General features: G+C 61.0%; 18 protein-coding genes and 1 tRNA gene. 10 read left to right on the top strand and 9 right to left on the bottom strand.

Annotated elements, in window-relative coordinates:
• Positions 1 to 13: 13 nt before the first annotated feature.
• The 3 genes from INHI_RS0111455 to INHI_RS0111445 all read right to left on the bottom strand — a co-directional run bounded on the left by INHI_RS0111455 (position 14) and on the right by INHI_RS0111445 (position 4574).
• On the bottom strand, positions 14 to 2044 hold the full coding sequence (locus tag INHI_RS0111455; protein WP_027247717.1) for a capsule polysaccharide biogenesis protein: 2031 nt from the start codon (positions 2042 to 2044) through the stop codon (positions 14 to 16).
• A gap of 4 nt (positions 2045 to 2048) precedes the next feature.
• Positions 2049 to 3185 (bottom strand): polysaccharide biosynthesis/export family protein, encoded by a 1137-nt coding sequence (locus INHI_RS0111450; RefSeq protein ID WP_027247716.1) that lies wholly within the window; start codon positions 3183 to 3185, stop codon positions 2049 to 2051.
• 96 nt (positions 3186 to 3281) lie between these two features.
• A complete protein-coding gene (locus INHI_RS0111445) occupies positions 3282 to 4574 on the bottom strand; it encodes a capsule polysaccharide biogenesis protein (RefSeq protein ID WP_027247715.1) in 1293 nt (430 codons plus the stop codon).
• A gap of 245 nt (positions 4575 to 4819) precedes the next feature.
• Between INHI_RS0111445 and INHI_RS0111440 the strand changes: the two genes are divergently transcribed.
• The 6 genes from INHI_RS0111440 (at position 4820) to INHI_RS0111410 (ending at position 9376) form a co-directional block, all read left to right on the top strand.
• Positions 4820 to 5413 (top strand): riboflavin synthase, encoded by a 594-nt coding sequence (locus tag INHI_RS0111440; RefSeq protein ID WP_014879477.1) that lies wholly within the window; start codon positions 4820 to 4822, stop codon positions 5411 to 5413.
• A 356-nt stretch (positions 5414 to 5769) separates the two neighbouring features.
• On the top strand, positions 5770 to 6891 hold the full coding sequence (ribB, locus tag INHI_RS0111430; protein ID WP_014879478.1) for a 3,4-dihydroxy-2-butanone-4-phosphate synthase: 1122 nt from the start codon (positions 5770 to 5772) through the stop codon (positions 6889 to 6891).
• 1 nt (position 6892) lies between these two features.
• Positions 6893 to 7444, top strand: coding sequence for a 6,7-dimethyl-8-ribityllumazine synthase (locus INHI_RS0111425; RefSeq protein WP_014874001.1), 552 nt, complete (start codon positions 6893 to 6895; stop codon positions 7442 to 7444).
• Positions 7441 to 7932 (top strand): transcription antitermination factor NusB, encoded by a 492-nt coding sequence (nusB, locus tag INHI_RS0111420; protein WP_014874002.1) that lies wholly within the window; start codon positions 7441 to 7443, stop codon positions 7930 to 7932. Before INHI_RS0111425 ends, nusB begins: the two co-directional genes overlap by 4 nt.
• Positions 7933 to 8164: 232 nt before the next feature.
• Positions 8165 to 8494, top strand: coding sequence for a hypothetical protein (locus INHI_RS0111415; RefSeq protein WP_014874003.1), 330 nt, complete (start codon positions 8165 to 8167; stop codon positions 8492 to 8494).
• A 426-nt stretch (positions 8495 to 8920) separates the two neighbouring features.
• The gene (locus INHI_RS0111410) at positions 8921 to 9376 is read left to right on the top strand and encodes an MmcB family DNA repair protein (protein WP_027247714.1); all 456 of its coding nucleotides are present in this window, start codon (positions 8921 to 8923) and stop codon (positions 9374 to 9376) included.
• Between the two features lie 19 nt (positions 9377 to 9395).
• Here the strand turns inward: INHI_RS0111410 and INHI_RS0111405 are convergent, their stop codons facing one another.
• The gene (locus INHI_RS0111405; RefSeq protein ID WP_014874005.1) at positions 9396 to 9584 is read right to left on the bottom strand and encodes a DUF6324 family protein; all 189 of its coding nucleotides are present in this window, start codon (positions 9582 to 9584) and stop codon (positions 9396 to 9398) included.
• 205 nt (positions 9585 to 9789) lie between these two features.
• Between INHI_RS0111405 and INHI_RS0111400 the strand changes: the two genes are divergently transcribed.
• Positions 9790 to 9866 (top strand) — tRNA-His (locus INHI_RS0111400).
• A 142-nt stretch (positions 9867 to 10008) separates the two neighbouring features.
• Here the strand turns inward: INHI_RS0111400 and INHI_RS0111395 are convergent.
• Positions 10009 to 10323 carry a DUF6476 family protein gene (locus tag INHI_RS0111395; RefSeq protein WP_027247713.1) on the bottom strand — a complete coding sequence of 105 codons (315 nt, stop codon included), beginning with the start codon at positions 10321 to 10323 and terminating at the stop codon, positions 10009 to 10011.
• On the opposite strand from INHI_RS0111395, the gene INHI_RS0111390 reads away from it, so the two are divergent.
• The 3 genes from INHI_RS0111390 to INHI_RS0111380 all read left to right on the top strand — a co-directional run bounded on the left by INHI_RS0111390 (position 10322) and on the right by INHI_RS0111380 (position 14670).
• Positions 10322 to 11356, top strand: a complete 1035-nt coding sequence (locus tag INHI_RS0111390; protein WP_027247712.1) for an RluA family pseudouridine synthase — start codon at positions 10322 to 10324, stop codon at positions 11354 to 11356. The two genes, INHI_RS0111395 and INHI_RS0111390, sit on opposite strands and share 2 nt — an antisense overlap.
• Positions 11357 to 11576: 220 nt before the next feature.
• Positions 11577 to 12473, top strand: coding sequence for an RNA polymerase sigma factor RpoH (gene rpoH / locus INHI_RS0111385; RefSeq protein ID WP_014874008.1), 897 nt, complete (start codon positions 11577 to 11579; stop codon positions 12471 to 12473).
• A gap of 262 nt (positions 12474 to 12735) precedes the next feature.
• A complete protein-coding gene (locus INHI_RS0111380; protein ID WP_027247711.1) occupies positions 12736 to 14670 on the top strand; it encodes a methyl-accepting chemotaxis protein in 1935 nt (644 codons plus the stop codon).
• Between the two features lie 271 nt (positions 14671 to 14941).
• Here the strand turns inward: INHI_RS0111380 and thiD are convergent, their stop codons facing one another.
• From thiD to INHI_RS0111360, 4 genes are read right to left on the bottom strand one after another with little or no spacing between them, the layout of a single operon-like run.
• Positions 14942 to 15739: a bifunctional hydroxymethylpyrimidine kinase/phosphomethylpyrimidine kinase gene (thiD, locus tag INHI_RS0111375; protein ID WP_027247710.1), complete on the bottom strand. Its 798-nt coding sequence runs from the start codon at positions 15737 to 15739 to the stop codon at positions 14942 to 14944.
• A complete protein-coding gene (locus tag INHI_RS0111370; RefSeq protein WP_027247709.1) occupies positions 15736 to 16725 on the bottom strand; it encodes a HesA/MoeB/ThiF family protein in 990 nt (329 codons plus the stop codon). The genes thiD and INHI_RS0111370 overlap by 4 nt, the downstream gene beginning before the upstream one ends.
• The gene (locus INHI_RS0111365; RefSeq protein ID WP_027247708.1) at positions 16701 to 17294 is read right to left on the bottom strand and encodes a thiamine phosphate synthase; all 594 of its coding nucleotides are present in this window, start codon (positions 17292 to 17294) and stop codon (positions 16701 to 16703) included. Before INHI_RS0111365 ends, INHI_RS0111370 begins: the two co-directional genes overlap by 25 nt.
• A 23-nt stretch (positions 17295 to 17317) precedes the next feature.
• A complete protein-coding gene (locus INHI_RS0111360; RefSeq protein WP_014874013.1) occupies positions 17318 to 18085 on the bottom strand; it encodes a thiazole synthase in 768 nt (255 codons plus the stop codon).
• Positions 18086 to 18087: the final 2 nt, after the last annotated feature.

The raw sequence follows: 18087 nt of genomic DNA, 5'->3' as shown, positions 1-18087 counted from the left end.
CTGCGTGCGCAGCTTATCGCCAGAGGTGGGCGTAGGTGGCCAGCAGACCCTGAAGCTTGGCCAGTGTTCTATTGGCGGCGCTCGGCTCGGGGATTTCTCCTTTGGCCAGTCGCTCAATCACCAATTCCACCTGACAGGGCAGGCCGCTGACTGGATCCACGTAACGCGGGTAGTCGATCAGCGCGGCGTGCACCAACCCCATCAGCGAGGGGCGTGCCTGACGTCGGGCCACCGGGACAGCGCCCAGATCCGTGGTCAGCCCCCAGCCAGCATAGAAGGGCGCGCCAACCGTTGTGACCTTCACCCCGCGCAGCAGGGCCTCAAATCCCATTAGCGACGTCATTGTCCAAACGTCATGTACCATATCCAAAAGCGCCATCGGGTCGCTGTCGGGCACCACCACATCGGCCAGCTGCTCTGCGGCGATGCTGCCATCCCGCAGACCGGCCTCCACATCGGGGTGGGGTTTGTAGATCAGCACCGCGCCCGGGTTTGCGGCGCGGGCGGCGCGCAAAAGATCGGCGTTGGTCGCGATTTTCTCGCAGCCCAGCCGAACCGAGGCATCATCCGCCACCTGTCCGACGACCAGCACCCGATGCCCCTCCGGCAGGTCCGGCACTGTGCCGCCTAGGTTGTATTTCGACAGGCTGTCTTGCACCAGTCGCTGGGTCAGGGTTTCCGCACGCTGCTGCTGCTCGGGCGTCAGGGTGGCACGGGCGGCGATCAGATCCTCCAGATCGCTGGGTTGGTGAGGGTCGTAGTAGATCCCCTGCCGGTCCACCACCAGTGACAGCGGTGGTATCAGATCCGCGCCCAAGCCGCGCGACCGCAGAAAGCCATCTTCGACACGATGGGCGCCGGGAGATTGCCCGGTGCTGGTGCGCCCGGCCCAGATCATCCAATTGCGCCCACTTGCCTTCGCCGTCTTGGGGCTGTTGCTGAACCGCAGGCGCCGGTAGCGGCCAAAAAAGGTCTGTAGCGGGTGCCGTTTCCAAAGCCGCATGCCGGAGGCGATCCAGCCGGCGCGGTCCTGCTGCCAGGCGCGGGTCTCCGCCTCCAGCGCGTCGATCACCTCTTCCAGCTCGCACAGGCGGTCGTGATGGGGACTGTACCATGTGGGATAAAGGATCATCGCGGCTGCAAACAGCTGCGCGCGGGTCAGGCTGCGTTGGCGCCGGGTGATGGGGAATTCATCCTCGCTGAGGCCCCAGCCTGCATAGAAAGGCTGACCAAAAATGCGGGGTTTGTGGCCGCAAAGGATCGCCTCGAATCCCATTTGCGACGATACGGTATAGACGGCGATTGCGCCTTCCAGCAGTGCCCAGGGTGACACTGGCGTATTAAGGATTTCAACCCGGCCCTGCGCGTCTGCGGCGCTGTAGTAGCCGGGGCGGTGGCCCGCGCGGTCCTCCGGGTGAGATTTGATGATGATACGGGCGCCTGGATGTTCGTCCTGCGCGTAATAGAGCATCTCTTGAAACCGCGCGTGATCGGTGCCCTCGAACGGGGTCGAGGCGCGGACCGAGGCATCGCCACGGGCCTGATCGATCACCAGCACGTAGCCGGGATCAGGGACCGGTGCCTGTGGCGAATAGGCGTTGTATTTGCTCAGATGGGCGTCCTGCAGCCGCGCGATGGCGCGCCGGGCGCGCCGCATCAATGCGCTGTCATCCAGCGGATGTGAGGCCAGCAGCTGCTCCAGATCGGACGGGGTAGCGGGGTCAAAATGCAACCCGGAGCGGTCCAGCAACAGTCCCAACGGTGGCTCCCCCGCCCGGCCGGGATGGATTGAGCGGAGAAAAGCGTCCTCGACCCGCAACAGGCCACAGCCCTGCGCCTCTGCCACAGCATGGCCACGATGGGCGGTATCTGCATTGCCCCAGACCGCGACCAGATCATCGGCGGTTGGTTTGCCCAGGCGCAGGTCATAGCCGGCCAGCGACAGGATACGCCGCAGCCGCTTCTGACGCAGGAAGCCGGCGTTGTAATAAAAAAGCCGGGAGTGCGGGCCCCCGGCCTTGGTTGTCGGGTGGTGTCCCGTCATGTCATCAGCCGCCGCTGGCCAAACTTTCGACACTGGCGATGGGGGCCAGCGGGCTGGCCAGCAGGGAAATCGTCTTGGTCCACTGGGCATAGGGCGCTTCGGTGACGTAGAGCGTATCGGAATCACGGATCACAAAGTCGCGGGCCACGAACAGCCCGTTGGGTTTCGTAAGGTTCAGCACATAGACCAGCCGCTGCGCACCGATCAGATCGTTGCGTCCCAAGACCTGATTGGCGATTTCTGCGGGTTCGTTGCGCAAGACAAAGACGCCAGTGGGATCCGATGCGGTGGAGACCAGACCGCCGACCTGCGCAATCGCTTCAAGTGCGGAGAGGTTCTGGCTTTCAAACGGGACGCGCGCCTGTGCGCTGGTGGCGCCCAATGCGGTGAAGGAGCGGCTGTCCTCTTCCACCAGGATTTTGTCACCGCCGCGCAGGGCAATGTCCAGCTCCGGGTGTTTGAACAAATCCTGGAACCAAATGGTGCCACGTTCGGCGCCACGAATGACGGTAATCTGAGCGTTTTCAGGCTCAATCGCAACGCCGCCCGCACGGGCCAGCATGGTTGCCAGCGTCCGGGTGGGGCGTTCAATCGGATAGACACCCTGTCCACCTACCGCCCCGGTCAGGCTGACAGTCGCGCCATCGCCCGCAAGGCGGCGCACCTGAACCTGTGGGTCCGGTGTCTGATCTTCCAGCTTCTTGGTGATGGTGCGGCGCAACTGATCCGGCGTATTGCCCGAGGCGCGCAGCCGCCCTGCATAGGGGACGAAGATGAAGCCGGCACTGTCGACCTGCACCTCTTCCAGAACCGTGGCATTGGTTGTTTCAGCCGCCAGCAACCCGTCATCGACGTTTTCCCAGACCGTGAGGCCCAGAACATCGCCGGGGCGGATCACATCGGAGGTCAGCTGACCGGCGCTGCGGAAATTGTCAGAAAATCCGAGCGCGGGCACCACGGCGGTGGCACGGGTGACGCGGTCATTGACCGAGACGATGAAGGCATCGCCTTCTTTTTGCACGGAACCGGCGTAGATCTGACGCTTGTTCGGGCCGACCTGGGGAAGGCCACAGGATGCTGCCAGCGAGACTGCGGCCAGAATCGCAACCGGTCGCGCCCATTGAAAGGGAACGGTTTTCACTGCTCGGTCTCCTCGACCTATTATTGTTTTGCCTCAAGTTTTGGGGTCAAGCTAGCGCAGCGTCTTGAAAAAATCCAGCCTTAGAGATGTGGCGTCTCAGCTCACCACACGCAACTGTTGCCGCGGTGCCGCTGTCCCCTGCATGAGCGCCTGATAGGGGTCCTCCGAGGCGAGCATCATATCCACCACCTGCCGTAGCAGTTGGCGGCGACCCTTGCGGGAATAGAAGCCACCGGGGAGTTGCGAGGTTTCCAGAAGATAGCGGCGATAGTCCTTGTAGGCACGGTTATCCGGCCTTGCGGGGGCGGCAAAGAACTCTGCCAGTGGCTGGGTCGAAACAAACTCAGGCTTGTCATAGACTGCCTTGCCGAACACCTTCAGCGGGATACCGCGCCAGAGCACCTGCTGACCTGCGGTTGAATTCACGGTAACGGCCGTGCGGGCCTCATTCAGCAGGGCAGCCAGTTTGCCGCCACGCACGTAATGCACGCGATGTTCCAGCCCATAGCGTTTGGCCAGCTGGCGGACGGTGCGCCGGATCGGAACCCGACCATCCTCAAGCGGATGCGCCTTGACCACGAGGTGGTGATGACGTGGAGCGCCCTCAGCGAAGCCTTGAAACACGTCAGTCAGGAAATCCGTCAGACTGGCAAAGGGTGAATGCTCCTGAAAGGCACTGTCATGTTCCAGTTGCAGCAGGGCCAGGTGATAGGGGAAGCCCCCATTGCGGATACGCCGGGTGGCGAGCCGGCGCTCAAGCGCCTGGAACGGCATCAGCAGCAGGCGGCGCAGATAAAGTTGAAATTCGCGGGTGACCGGCAGCGTGCGATGGGGGCGGAACTGGCGGTAGCCACGATTGAGCAGCATGACAAAGCCATGATAGAGCGCGCCGTAAAAGACATGCTGCCGGGTATCACCCCAATGGGACGGCGGCAGTGGCGCCTCCATATCGGAAAGGGCAAGGGCCGTGGTCATTTCTGCCACCGGCATGTCCATCAGCCGGGAATTCCCGTTGGATCCCTCCCGTTCATAGGTGACCCAATAGGGCCGCAGATAGCCTTCCTCAAACACATGCACCCGGATGCCGCGCGCGCGCGCGGCGGACACAGCTGTCGCATGGATCGGACGGGTGTCGCCATAAAGTACCAAATCGGTAATCTGATGATCGCCCAACACCTGTTCGAGATGTGCAGGCCAGTCCTCCGGCGTGCCGCGATAGGGCAGGTAGCGGGACTTATCGCGCCAGAAGGCCTGATCACCCGCATTGAAACCGACGCGCCAGACAGCGCAACCAGCCGCCTGCAGCATCTCTGCCAGACTGGCAAAGAACGGACCGTGTGGCCCTTGCAGGAACAGGAAAGCGCGCTGTGGATCGTCGGTCTTGTGCATAATGGACCAAATATATCCCGATTGTACAAACAATGGCTTAACCGCTAATTCGGCTTAACCATATTTGCGGGCTAGGGTAGGGCGCCGGAATGGCGCAAGGCAAGAGCGGCCATCGGTTCCGGGCAATTGCAGGGCGGGGCGGGTTCATCCGGCAACAGCGGGGCTTGCCGCGCGGCGGTCCAGTGGCTACCAGAGAGGCGCCGGCCGATCAATACGGCCACAACCGCATTTGCAGGAGCCCGCCCATGTTTACAGGCATCGTCACCGATATCGGCATCATCACCGAGCTGGAGCAGCAGGGCGACCTGCGGGCGCGGATCCGGACCGGCTATGACACTGCGACCATCGATATTGGCGCCTCGATTGCCTCCGATGGCGTCTGCCTGACCGTGATCGCGCTGGGGGACGATTGGTACGATGTACAGATCTCGGCCGAGACGGTGTCCAAGACCAATATCGGCGGCAATGGCTGGACCGTTGGCAAGCGCGTCAATCTGGAACGCGCGCTGAAGGTTGGCGACGAACTGGGTGGCCATATCGTGTCGGGACATGTCGATGGTGTGGCCGAGGTTGTTGACATCCGTGATGAGGGCGACAGCACCCGTGTCACCCTGCGCGCACCAGAGGATCTGGCACGCTTCATCGCGCCGAAGGGGTCGGTTGCGTTGAATGGCACCTCGCTCACGGTGAACGATGTCGAAGGATGTGACTTTGGTATCAATTTCATCCCGCACACCAAAGAGGTTACAACCTGGGGGGATGTTGCGGTGGGCAATGCGGTGAACCTCGAGATAGATACGCTTGCGCGCTATGTAGCACGGCTGCACGAGGCGAGTTGAGATCGGGCGGCGCGGTAAGCCGCGCCTTCAGACCGTTGCCAAGCAAAAGCCGCTAAGGCTCCCGCCCCCTTGTGCGCCGCATCACAGATGCGACACAAGGCGTTGGGCCAGGCGCGCCGCAGGGGCGGCGCGGTTCACTGGAAAATTGCACAACAGTGTCGAAAGGAACGTCGATATTGGTCAGCGCTACATGGTGGCCTGCTCTTGGACGCCGCGTCCGGGCTATGGTCTGCCGCATGCAGGGCTGGTATTTGCGGGACGGCTGGTCTATCCCGCTGGGGTATCCACGGCCTTGCTCGGGGCTGTGGGGGTCGCATAGACCGCTGTCCACGACTGCCCACCGAAAGGTTGCCTGAATGAGCTTTGAAACACCGGGGCCGATTGAAGCCCAGTTGCGCGATGCAATCAGCCCGATCGAAGAGATCATCGAAGAGGCCCGTCAGGGGCGGATGTTCATCCTGGTCGATCACGAGGATCGTGAAAACGAGGGTGATCTTGTCATCGCGGCCGAATTTGCCGATGCGGCTGCAATCAACTTTATGGCGACCCATGGGCGGGGGCTGATTTGCCTGCCGATGACCGCAGAACGGGTTGATGCGCTGGGTCTGCCGATGATGGCGGTGAACAATTCCTCGCGTCATGAAACAGCCTTCACCGTATCGATTGAAGCGCGCGAGGGTGTCTCGACCGGGATTTCAGCAGCCGACCGGGCGCTGACCGTGGCAGAGGCCATTAACGAGAACAATACGATGGCATCGCTCGCGACACCGGGCCATGTCTTCCCGCTGCGGGCCAAGCGCGGCGGCGTGCTGGTGCGCGCCGGTCATACCGAGGCGGCCGTTGATATCTCGCGCCTCGCCGGGCTGAACCCATCGGGGGTGATCTGTGAGATCATGAACGATGACGGCACCATGTCGCGGCTGCCGGAGCTGGTCACCTTTGGCAAGACCCATGGGCTGAAGATTGGCACCATCAGTGATCTGATCGCTTACCGGGCGCGCAATGACAATCTGGTGGTTGAAACCTCGCGCGAGACTGTGACCGCTGAGATTGGCGGTGACTGGGAAATGCGCCTGTTCACCGATCAGACCCATGGCATCGAACATGTGGTGATGATCAAAGGGGATATCACCACGCCAGAACCTGTGCTGACCCGTACCCACGCTTTGCATGAAGCGACCGATCTGCTGGGGCTTGGTCCCAAATCAGCCCGCCAGCTGCCCCGCGCAATGGAGTTGATTGCTGCGGAAGGGCGCGGCGTGGTCTGCCTGTTCCGGGAGCCCCGCAGCGCGCTATATGCGCAGGACGACGAGGGCCCGCGCACCATCAAACAGACCGGTCTGGGCGCGCAGATCCTGTCCAAGTTGGGGCTGCAAGAACTGGTGCTGCTGACAGATTCGCCCTCCACCACCTATGTTGGACTGGACGCCTATGGGCTGACCATCGTTGGCACCAAACCTCTGCTGAAGGACGCTTGATATGGCTGCACATGAAACCCACTACACGCTGGACCGCCCGACATTCGACAAGCCGGTGAAGCTGCTGATCGTTGTTGCTCCTTATTACAAGGACATCGCCGACAATCTGGTTGCCGGGGCGCAGGCGGAGATTGAGGCCGCAGGCGGCACCTGCGAGCTGATCGAGGTGCCCGGCGCCTTGGAAGTGCCCACCGCCATCGCGATTGCCGATCGCAGCTCAAACTTTGATGGCTATGTGGCGCTGGGCTGCGTGATCCGGGGCGAAACCACCCATTATGAAACCGTCTGCAATGACAGCAGTCGCGCAATTCAGTTGATGGGGTTGCAGGGGCTGTGCATCGGCAACGGCATCCTGACCGTGGAAAATCGCAAGCAGGCAGAGGTCCGCGCAGATACCAAGGATCAGAACAAGGGTGGCGGCGCTGCCGCTGCGGCCTTGCATCTGATCGCGCTGACGCGTAAATGGGGCGCCCAAACCAAGGGAGTCGGCTTTAAAGCCCCTTCCGAGGCCATCAGACTGGCCGACTCAGATAATGGACCCACCACCGCATGACCACCTCGGACAGCCAAGGCGCCGCTCGCAAGGGCAGTGACAAGCACAAAATGAAATCAGCGTCCCGGCTTTATGCCGTGCAGGCGCTGTTTCAGATGGAACATAGCAATCTGACCTTTGACAAGGTCATCGTCGAATTCGAAGACCACCGTTTTGGTGCGGTCTATGATGGCGATGAAATGGCTGAGGGCGACACCAAGAGCTTTCGCAAGCTGATTGAGGGCGCGGTCAATGAGCAGGCCAAGATTGACCAGATGACCGACCGTGCGCTGGTGGCCAAATGGCCGATTGCCCGTATCGATCCAACGCTGCGCGCCTTGTTCCGTGCGGCAGGTGCTGAGTTTCTGGCGGGTAAAACCCCGCCCAAGGTTGTGATCAACGAGTTTGTTGATATCGCGCGCGCCTTCTTCCCCGAGGGCAAAGAGCCGAAATTCGTGAACGCCGTGCTGGATCACATGGCCCGCGAGGCAGCGCCGGAAGCTTTTTGAGGCCCTCTTGGCAGTTCACGCTGCTCGGTGGAGGGCAGTAAAGCCAGGTGAAGATAGAAATTATGTGAAGACAGTCAGAAAGCGTGCCCTGATGGCGCGCTTTTTTGATTTCGCGCCATTGGGTGATCGTCAAAGATCCGCCAACATGCGTCAAATTCCGCCGATCCGCGATTTGCCGCTGGACGCCCTAGCAAAGAATGCTACCGTTTTTGCTGTAGCAGGAGGGCGTTTTATGCCGAAGCTGGTAAAACTCTATATTCGGAATGTGGTGATCGGCTTTGCCATCGCCGGGGCCTTTGTCGGGATGCTTTTGTGGTTCAATGTTATGAACCTGTGGCATCTGGTCAGCACATCGGACAGCGGATTGCTGGCGGTCGCGCTACTGTGGTTCATGAACGGGATCGTTTTTGCCGGGGTGCAGTTCGGCTATGCGGTGATGTCCCTCGCGGGTAAGGATGAAGACCCGCGCGGTGGGATGCGGATCACGCCAGATGTGACAGGTGAGATGATCCCGGTCCGGGTTCCGGCCAGGAAAGCCTCTCGGCAGCTGCCGCGTCGCTGATCCTCAGCCCGGGACATAAAACCGTCCAGACCAACAAGCCCTTAGTCAGCCGTGCCCATCAGGCGCGGCTTTTCTTTTGTCAGCTCGAACAGTGGTGGAATGCGGCGGGACCACCAGTCAACCGTGCGGTTTTGATTCCCGAGGACCTGTATGTACAGGTGGGCGCCAGATAAAAGGACCAGGGTCCGAACAGAGCCAGCTCCCTCGGAATTGCTTAAGGCCACTGGAATGCTACCTGTCACGAGAAGGGCAGAACCCGCCTCCGCTCTAACTAGGGGGCGCGGCAGGGCGAGACAAGGGTCTGGATGAAACTCTTTTCGGCGGGGATTTCGACACGAGGGCTGCGGACGGTCCGGCCATCAATTTTCAGGCTGGCCAACAAGGAGACCGCTTGTCATTTGTTCCCGTATTGTTCATATTGAATACATGATGCAGGAACTCACTCCCGGCCAGCGTCTTGCACGTGGTGTTGCGCGCCATATGGCAGCGCTTGGCTTTGTCACGGTCGAGGAATTCGTCCCGGCACGCGGCCTGCGGGTCGATGTGATGGCGCTTGGCCCCAAGGGGGAGCTGTGGGTTGTAGAGTGCAAATCCAGCCGCGCCGATTTTCAGTCCGACAGCAAATGGCAGGGTTATCTGGAGTGGTGCGACCGCTATTTCTGGGCCGTGAATCTGACGTTTCCAAATGAGCTGTTGCCGGATGGCAGCGGGCTGATCATTGCAGATGACTACGACGCAGAGATCATCCGCATGGCGCCGGAACAAAAGCTGCCCGCCGCCCGCCGCAAGAAGCTGATTCAGAAATTCGCCATGGATGCGGCCAGTCGCCTGCATCGGCTGCGTGATCCCCAGCCGGGTGCGGCTGGGAGTTGGGGTATCTGAGGGTCGATTAGGTCCGGGGTCAGGTATTGAGGCTGCGCGCGGCCTGAGCGGCTGCCATGATCTCTTCGGCAATTTCATTGGCTTCTTCCGGGTCGAAATCCATCGGGATCTCGATGCCGTCCGCTTCGATGAAAATACGCACCATGCCAGCATCGGTGGGGCCGATCTGCATGTTGGCTTCGATGTCGCGCTCGGTGTTGATGCTCATGCGGCTCTCCTGTCGTAGGGCTTGCGTTGACTGGTTCTGCTAGCCTGCCGCCACTCTAAAGGCAAGGACCCGCCGCCGCCAGACGGAGCATGTCAGGCGCGCGCGTGACCCGTCCGATTGGCGGCACATCTCTGCACATTGAGGGTAAAAAACTTGCGGCTTTCCTCTTGCGCTCTCATCGCCCCTGTATTAAATCGCCCGTAGTGCCGCCTTAGCTCAGTAGGTTAGAGCGCCTGATTGTGGATCAGGAGGTCCCCCGTTCGAGCCGGGGAGGTGGTACCACTCTTCAATCCTTGGAAAATCTCTACAGGGACCGAAACAGGTTCCAGCGCGACTGCGCCAATTTCACCTTTTATTGTGTGAATTCAGGGTTTTCCCTAACCTTTAGTGTCTCGGCTGGTCGATTTGTGTCAGTTGTCTTGCGTCAGTTGCCTGTGGGCTGGATGACCAGCCGCTGCTCAATTGCGCCGCCCAGGCTGTTCAGGATCAGGATTTCGTCCCCATCGGTCACCACCGCAATCCAGCCGTCGCCAAAGGTCACGGCGCGGGCGCTGACCCCGTCCGGCAGGGAGACAGTTTCGGGCAGGTTTGGACCGGATGCAGACAAACGGATGACAAGCAAGGTCAGAACCACTAAGAACCCGCAAATCATGATCACCGTCAACGTGGTCACCATCCGCCGCAGGAACACCAGCTGGGGCGGTTCACTTTGATTATCTGTTTCAGAAGGATGTGTCATGGCCCGCCGCCGGATCGAGTTTGTCATTGCGGAAAACCCGCCTAAACGGCTTGATAAAGCGGTTTCGCGTGATGTGCCAGAGGAAGCCACCCTATCGCGCACCCGGCTTGCCCGATTGATCGAAGCAGGCCAGCTCCAGGTCAATGGAACCGTGGTCAGTGATGCCAAAGCCAAGGTTGACGAGGGCGCGCTGATTGAGATCACAATCGAAGAGGCCGAAGACAGCCATATTGGTCCCGAAGATATCCCGCTTGAGGTGATTTACGAGGATGACGATCTGATTGTCATCAACAAGCCTACTGGCATGGTCGTGCATCCGGCGCCCGGTACGCCGTCGGGGACGCTGGTAAACGCGCTGCTGCATCATTGTGGCGATAACCTCTCTGGTGTCGGCGGGGTGAAACGTCCCGGTATTGTGCATCGCATTGACAAAGAAACCAGTGGCCTGCTGGTGGTCGCTAAATCCGACGTGGCGCATCAGGGGTTGGCGGCCCAATTCGAGAAACACACGGTAGAACGCTATTATCGCGCGATCTGCTATGGTGTTCCTGATGCCAATGATCCGCGCCTGCGCGGGGTCAAAGGCACCAGTTTCGAACCCGGAAATATCTTGAAACTGACGACCCAGCTGGCGCGGCACAAAACCGACCGGCAGCGTCAGGCCGTCCTGTTTCAAGGCGGTCGCCACGCCATCACCCGCGCCCGCATCGTCGACAGTTTTGGTACGCCGCCTGTTGTCGCCCTGATCGAATGTTGGCTGGAAACCGGGCGCACCCATCAGATTCGCGTGCATATGGCCCATGCGGGTCACGGGCTGGTGGGGGATCCGGTTTATGGTGGCAAGCGCAAATTGGCGGCAAAATCGCTGCCGGAAGACACCGCCGCTGCCATCCAGGCCTTCCCGCGTCAGGCGCTGCATGCAGCGGTTCTGGGGTTCATTCACCCGGTCACTGGCGACGCTATGCGGTTTGAGGCCCCCTTGCCGGAAGATATGGCGCATTTGCTGCAAAAGCTCGGAGCTGCGGGCATATAATTCCGCCTCTTGGTTGGTAACCTTATGAATTATTGGGGCGATTTCCCGTGCAGCTGATGTGACTGCGCGACGTTTGTTGTGCAAATCCTTGTGAACTGCGTCACAGACCGCTTTTCTTACGATTCCTATAAGAGATAAACTTGGCAACTCTTGAACGGGGCTATGCGTTAACCCATATAGAACGATGTTAAGTCCTTATACATTGGGAGGGACACAAAGAATGGCGAATTATGCAAACCTGCCCGCACCAACACCCGAAGGCGGGCTGAATCGGTACCTTCAGGAAATCCGCAAGTTCCCGCTGCTGGAACCGGAAGAAGAATACATGCTGGCCAAGCGCTGGGTGGAAGAGCAGGACAGTGCCTCTGCCCATAAGATGGTGACATCGCACCTGCGTCTGGCAGCAAAAATCGCGATGGGATATCGCGGCTACGGCCTGCCACAGGCCGAGGTGATTTCTGAGGCCAATGTCGGCCTGATGCAGGCGGTCAAACGGTTTGACCCCGAGAAGGGCTTTCGCCTCGCGACTTATGCCATGTGGTGGATCCGTGCATCTATTCAGGAATATATCCTGCGTTCCTGGTCGCTGGTGAAGCTGGGCACGACCTCGGCGCAGAAGAAACTGTTTTTCAACCTGCGCAAGGCCAAGGCTCGTATCGGCGCGCTGGAGGAGGGCGATCTGCACCCCGACAGCGTCAAGAAAATCGCCACCGATCTTGGGGTGACCGAAACTGAGGTTATCTCCATGAACCGGCGTATGTCCGGTGGGGACGCGTCGCTCAATGCCACTGTTGGCAGCGAGGGCGAAGGCACTATGCAGTGGCAGGATTGGCTTGAAGATGAGGATGCCGATCAGGCCGGCGATTATGAGGCGCGGGATGAGCTTGAGGCCCGGCGTGAACTTCTGGCCAGTGCGCTTGAGGTGTTGAATGACCGTGAGAAGGATATCCTGACCCAGCGTCGTTTGGCCGATCAGGCGAAGACGCTTGAGGACCTTAGCACCCAATATGGCGTTAGCCGGGAGCGGATCCGCCAGATCGAAGTGCGCGCCTTTGAAAAGCTGCAGAAGAAGATGCGAGAACTGGCGTCCGAGAAGGGTATGCTGTCGGTCCAGTGACACAAGCATAGATATACCGCGACATGGATGAAACGGCCCCGCAGCGGGGCCGTTTTTCGTTTCTGGGCAGGATATTGGCGGAATCGCGGGAACACCGCGCAGGGCCTTAGCCTTGGCGGGTTTCAAACGCCTTAAGATAACAGATCGAAACTCTACGTAATAATGTTGCGAAACAGGCAATTGAGGGTGCGCACCTAACGGTTTGTTAGGGGGCGGAGGCATAGTGTCGGAGGATGTAATTCCTCAAAGGACCAAGTGACCGATGCCGTCCATATTCTTTCGTCTTCCCATCCGTATTTACGCAGTGGTGGCGATGGCGCTCGCACTTTCCGTGCTGTTGACCGTCCTGCTGCTGTCGCGTGCCGTCGATAATGCCTATGCCATGCGTGACCGTGAACTAAACAACATCATCGACACGTCCATCAGCCTGCTTGCTGATCTTGAGGCTCAGGTGCAGTCGGGTGACCTTACCGCCGATGAGGCGCGCGCCCAGGGGCGTGAAGTGATTGAAAAAATCCGCTTCGAGACGTCCGGATATCTCTTTGCCTTCGATCAGAATATGATTGTGCGGGCGCATCCGATGGTGCCCGATTGGGTCGGCACAGATCGGTCCGGTTTCGAAGATGTGAAGGGCATGAAGGTTTTTCAGGAACTGGGCAAGGTCGCCGCAAGCGACGGCGCCGGATCGGTCCGCTATTGGTTCCAGAAACCGGGGCAGACCACGCCGGAACAGAAAATCGGCTATGTGCAGGCGTTTGAACCCTGGGGCTGGATCATCGGCACCGGCTCTTATGTCTCCGACATCCAGGCGGACCTCGCCCAGATGCGGATCGAATCGATGATTACTCTTGGCGTGAGTCTTATTCTGCTGATGATCGCCTCGACCGTCCTGTTGCGCAGTGTGACGGGGCCGATCAATGGGCTGAAGGCGCGGATGGCTTCCATGGCGGAGGGCGAAACCCATGCCGATGTTCCCTATACGCAGGCCCGTAGCGAAATCGGCGAAATGGCCCGCACGCTGGAAGCGTTCCGCGAGAAATTGGAGCAGCAGGAGGCGATGAAAGGTCATCAACAGGCCCGCGACGCAGAGCGTGCTGATGTCGTCCAGGTCATCTCCAGCCGTCTGGCGGCACTGTCGCAGGGGGACCTGACCGTTCGCATCAATGAAAACCTGCCTGAGGACTACGCCCAGCTGCAGCGTGACTTCAACCGCACGGCGGAGACCCTGGGCTCCACGGTCACTCAGGTGATTGACACAGCCGAGAGCATCCGCAGTGGGGCAAATGAAATCAGCCAGGCGTCTGACGATCTGTCGAACCGCACCGAAAGCCAGGCCGCCACGCTGGAGGAGACCGCCGCCGCTCTGGATGAGATGACGGCAAGCGTGAAATCCGCCGCCGAAGGGGCGCGCAGCGTCGAAAGCATCATGCAGGAGGCCAAACAGGAGGCCGAAACCAGCGGCGAAGTGGTCCAGAGCGCGGTCTCTGCCATGACCGAGATCGAACAATCCTCGACCCATATCTCTCAGATCATCAGTGTGATTGATGACATTGCCTTTCAGACCAACCTTCTGGCGCTCAACGCCGGGGTGGAAGCCGCACGCGCTGGCGAGGCGGGCAAGGGCTTTGCCGTGGTCGCCAGTGAGGTGCGGGCGCTGGCGCAGCGCTCCTCGGATGCCGCGATGGAGATCAAGACACTGATCGGCGACAGCACCAAACAGGTGGAGCGTGGCGTGGATCTGGTTGGAAAAACTGGTGATGCGCTTCAGGGCATTGTCGAACGGGTCAGTCATATCTCGCAACTGGTGTCCGGCATTGCGACCGGGGCCAGCGAACAGTCCACTGGCCTGCATGAGATCAACACCGGCGTGACCCAGCTGGATCAGGTCACCCAGCAGAATGCCGCCATGGTTGAAGAGGCCACCGCCGCCGGTCACATGTTGAACGCTGATGCCAGCAAGCTGGCGGAGCTGGTCGCCCATTTCCGTGTCGCAGCAGGCGGCGGGCAGGCCCCGGCCCGTAAACCCGCAGTGTCCACAGCGCCAACCCGGAGGGCGGTTGCCACGCAGGAGGCCACACCGGCCGCCCCCAGTGCCCATGGCGATGATTGGGACCTTGAGGCTGTCACACCACAGCCAGCCCCCGCAGCAGCCAGCACCAGCGGCAATGCCGCCAAGGACATCTGGCAGGATTTCTGATCCCGCCAAACGCCCCCAACCCCAAGCCAAATCAGGCTAAGTCAGGCCAGGAATGGGGCTGACCACAAAGACACCGCGCCGGACCAGTCCGGCGCGGTTTTTCCCTTCCGCCCCTCCGGCAGATTTGCCTTCCGGCTGAGAACAGCGTTGTCCGAGCCGCAAAGGCACGCCGAGGTAAAGACGCGCCAAACGGTCCCCCTCACAGGCCGTTTCACTGCGAGTCCAAAGCGAGATCTGGCTGCGATCGCTTGCTCGGACTGGGCGGCGCTGCTCAGGTTGCGGCCTCCTTCAGCCATTCATGCACGTAATCACCGGCATTGGCGCAAGCCTGATCCAAGCCCCGGCCCGCCATCAGCTGAACAGCAATTGCCGTGGCGAGGGTGCAGCCGGTGCCACGCCTGCCGCGCGGCAGACGTGGTCTCTCGTAGCGAATATGCGCGTCACCGAAGAAGAGGTGGTCAACCGACAGTGCCCCACCTCCGTGCCCGCCTTTGATCAGCACCGCATCGGCGCCCGCATCCTGCAACTGACGAGCCTGCTGCAACCGACGGGTCTGCGATGCGTTACCGGGTGCGTCAGGGCTGTCGAGTTGCCGGTCGCTCAGGCAGGGGGCAAGCTGAGCGGCCTCTTGCACATTGGGGGTGATGAGATTGGCCCGTGTAATCAGGGGCTTGAGGTCTGAGGCCTGCATCAACCGGCCACCGGAACTGCTGCGCAGCACTGGGTCCAGTACGACCGGGCATGTGTCGGGCACCGAAAGAGCCAGCGCCTTGGCAATGCTTTCGGCGGCCATTGCGCTGCCGACCATACCAATTTTCACCGCAGAAATCGGCCCGGTCGCGGCGGCTGCGCGTATCTGGCTCTGAATGACCTCGGGCCGCGTCGGGTGGATCTCCTCCAGGGCCGCATCTGTCTGCACGGTTACCGCCGTCACCACCGGTCGCAACGAGAGCGAGCGCTGTGCAAATTGCGGAAGCAGCTGGGCCATTGCAGTGGCCGCAGCGACATCGCGGGTCAGCCCTGCACCGCCGCTGCTGTCTGTCCCCGCGATGATCAGAAGCGTGGTCATCTGGGTTGGCCCGCGGCTAGCAGGACAAGTTCTCCAGCGAAATCCGGGGCAATCTCAGCCGCCGTGCGCCAGGCGCGCAGGCCACTGTGACAGGCCAGCACCACGCGGCGATCACCGGGCAGATCTCTCGCCTGCAAGGCCTCCGGCAGAATACGAACAGCGGTTCGGACAGCGGGTGTCGGGGCCTCTTGCTCGGGGCGCAACTCAACCACGTAGTCCTCATCGGTGATCGCGTTCAACCCGATGAAGGGGAGGGGGCGGGCTGGCTCCCTTGCGGTGCTGAAATCAAAACCACCCATTTGCAGCCCTGCGAAATCCACGCTGAAGATGCGCCCGCGCGGGGTCGGCTGATGGTTGAGCAACAGCTTCAACGCCAGCTGCGCCTGCCAGGCGCCAATCACGCCGACAACCGGACCCATGATCCCGGAGGTGGCGCAGGTGGCGGCACTGCCGGGCGGGTCAGGGAATACGGCGCGCAGCGACGGACCGCCGCCGCAGAACACGCCGACATATCCCGATTGCGCCAATGCCGAGCCAGAGATCAGATCCCGCCCGAGCCGCTGGCAACAATCTGACAGGGTATAAGACACTGCATGGCTGTCGGCGGCATCAATCACCAGATCCACCGGCGTGACGGCAGCCATGACATTATCAGGTGTCAGATCACGCGCATGGGGATGCAGGCGCAGTTCCGGCGCCATGGCGCACAGCCTTTCGCGGGCTGCGTCAACTTTGTAGCGGCCGATATCTGCGGGTGTATACAGGGGTTGGCGCGGCAGGTTCGTGGCTTCCACACTGTCGCCATCCATCACCGTGATTTCGCCAATTCCGGCCCCGGCAAGATATTGCAGGACAGGACTGCCTAACCCACCAGCCCCAACCACCAGAACATGGGCGGCAGCGAGCTTTGCCTGTCCCTCCGCTCCCACCTCGGGCAGGGCAATCTGGCGGTCAAAGCGACTCATGAGGCGCAGGCCTTGATCCATTCGCGCGTGCGCGCCTCCGGATCAGTGGCCTGGAGGATATCGGTGACCACAGCGGCGCTGTCTGCGCCAGCGGCAAAGACACCGGGCAGGCGCTCGGGGGTCAGCCCGCCAATGGCAACCAGAGGGGTTCTGCCTGCCATCTCCTTCCAGCGCCGCACGCGATCCACACCTTGTGGTGCCCATTTCATCTTCTTCAGCAGGGTTTCATACACTGGGCCAAGCGCGACATAGTCCGGCGCGTGGGACAGGGCGCGCTCCAGCTCCGCCTCATCGTGGGTCGACAGGCCAAACCTTACGCCCTTGCGACGCAGGGCGGCAAAGTCGGCACTGTCCATGTCTTCTTGCCCCAGATGTATAAATCCGCAATTCAGATCCAGCGCGACCTGCCAATGGTCATTGACCACCAGCTGTGCACCATGCACCGCGCAGAAATCCCGCGCCCGCGCAATCTGGCGGCGGATCTCCTGCTCTGGCCGATCCTTCAGCCGCAGCTGCACCAGTCGCACGCCATGCGGCACCAGTAGTTCCAGTTGGCTGACATGGCCAACGATCAGGTAAAAACGCTCCATTGTCGTCTCCAAATTGAGGGCGCTCAGCTCAGCGCGGCGAGGCCAAGAACAGGGGTGGAGGGCACGGCCATATCGCGCCGTTCCATCGGATCAGCCAGATATCCCGCGCGGCCAGCCTCAATGGCCAGCGCGACGGCACGGGCCATTCCGGCAGGGTCTCCAGCCTTCGCAACTGCGGTGTTCAACAGCACCGCGTCCATTCCCAGTTCCATCGCCTGAGTGGCATCTGAGGGACGGCCGATGCCCGCATCCACGATCAGCGGCACGTCGGGGAAATGCGCCCGCATCGCGCGCAGGGCATCTGGGTTGCGCAGGCCCTGGCCGGACCCTATTGGCGCGCCCCAGGGCATCAGCACTTCGCAACCGGCCTCGAGCAGTTTTTCGCCCACGACAAGATCGTCGGTCGTGTAGGGAAATACCTGAAATCCGTCGTCAGACAGCACGCGCGCAGCCTCCACCAGCGCAAAGACATCCGGCTGCAGTGTGTCGGAATGGCCGATCACCTCCAGTTTGATCCATGGGGTGTCGAATAGCTCGCGCGCCATATGGGCGGTGGTCACAGCCTCCTGCACGGAATGGCAACCGGCCGTATTGGGCAGGATGCGACAGTCCAATGCGCGTAGCTGATCCCAGAACCCGGCACCGGTGCCCTCCGCCGTTTCCCGCCGCAGCGACACCGTGATGATCTCGCTGGCGCTGCTTTTGATTGCTGCATTCAGTACCCTGGGAGAGGGGTATTGCGCCGTCCCCAGCAGCAGGCGGGAGGTGATGTTCTGTCCATAGAGTTGCACTG

The sequence above is a fragment of the Phaeobacter inhibens DSM 16374 genome (genome assembly GCF_000473105.1).
GTDB classification, from domain to species: domain Bacteria; phylum Pseudomonadota; class Alphaproteobacteria; order Rhodobacterales; family Rhodobacteraceae; genus Phaeobacter; species Phaeobacter inhibens.
The sequence above is the reverse complement of the archived record's forward strand: the minus strand, read 5'-3'. Positions and strand labels throughout refer to the sequence as shown.

What these genes read in the sequence shown, in the direction of transcription:
- INHI_RS0111455 (WP_027247717.1), bottom strand. Translation starts at nt 2,044, where the DNA reads ATGACGGGACACCACCCGACAACCAAGGCCGGGGGCCCGCACTCCCGG.
- INHI_RS0111445 (WP_027247715.1), bottom strand. Translation starts at nt 4,574, where the DNA reads ATGCACAAGACCGACGATCCACAGCGCGCTTTCCTGTTCCTGCAAGGG.
- INHI_RS0111440 (WP_014879477.1), top strand. Translation starts at nt 4,820, where the DNA reads ATGTTTACAGGCATCGTCACCGATATCGGCATCATCACCGAGCTGGAG.
- ribB (WP_014879478.1), top strand. Translation starts at nt 5,770, where the DNA reads ATGAGCTTTGAAACACCGGGGCCGATTGAAGCCCAGTTGCGCGATGCA.
- INHI_RS0111425 (WP_014874001.1), top strand. Translation starts at nt 6,893, where the DNA reads ATGGCTGCACATGAAACCCACTACACGCTGGACCGCCCGACATTCGAC.
- nusB (WP_014874002.1), top strand. Translation starts at nt 7,441, where the DNA reads ATGACCACCTCGGACAGCCAAGGCGCCGCTCGCAAGGGCAGTGACAAG.
- INHI_RS0111415 (WP_014874003.1), top strand. Translation starts at nt 8,165, where the DNA reads ATGCCGAAGCTGGTAAAACTCTATATTCGGAATGTGGTGATCGGCTTT.
- INHI_RS0111410 (WP_027247714.1), top strand. Translation starts at nt 8,921, where the DNA reads ATGATGCAGGAACTCACTCCCGGCCAGCGTCTTGCACGTGGTGTTGCG.
- INHI_RS0111405 (WP_014874005.1), bottom strand. Translation starts at nt 9,584, where the DNA reads ATGAGCATCAACACCGAGCGCGACATCGAAGCCAACATGCAGATCGGC.
- INHI_RS0111390 (WP_027247712.1), top strand. Translation starts at nt 10,322, where the DNA reads ATGGCCCGCCGCCGGATCGAGTTTGTCATTGCGGAAAACCCGCCTAAA.
- INHI_RS0111395 (WP_027247713.1), bottom strand. Translation starts at nt 10,323, where the DNA reads ATGACACATCCTTCTGAAACAGATAATCAAAGTGAACCGCCCCAGCTG.
- rpoH (WP_014874008.1), top strand. Translation starts at nt 11,577, where the DNA reads ATGGCGAATTATGCAAACCTGCCCGCACCAACACCCGAAGGCGGGCTG.
- INHI_RS0111380 (WP_027247711.1), top strand. Translation starts at nt 12,736, where the DNA reads ATGCCGTCCATATTCTTTCGTCTTCCCATCCGTATTTACGCAGTGGTG.
- thiD (WP_027247710.1), bottom strand. Translation starts at nt 15,739, where the DNA reads ATGACCACGCTTCTGATCATCGCGGGGACAGACAGCAGCGGCGGTGCA.
- INHI_RS0111370 (WP_027247709.1), bottom strand. Translation starts at nt 16,725, where the DNA reads ATGGATCAAGGCCTGCGCCTCATGAGTCGCTTTGACCGCCAGATTGCC.
- INHI_RS0111365 (WP_027247708.1), bottom strand. Translation starts at nt 17,294, where the DNA reads ATGGAGCGTTTTTACCTGATCGTTGGCCATGTCAGCCAACTGGAACTA.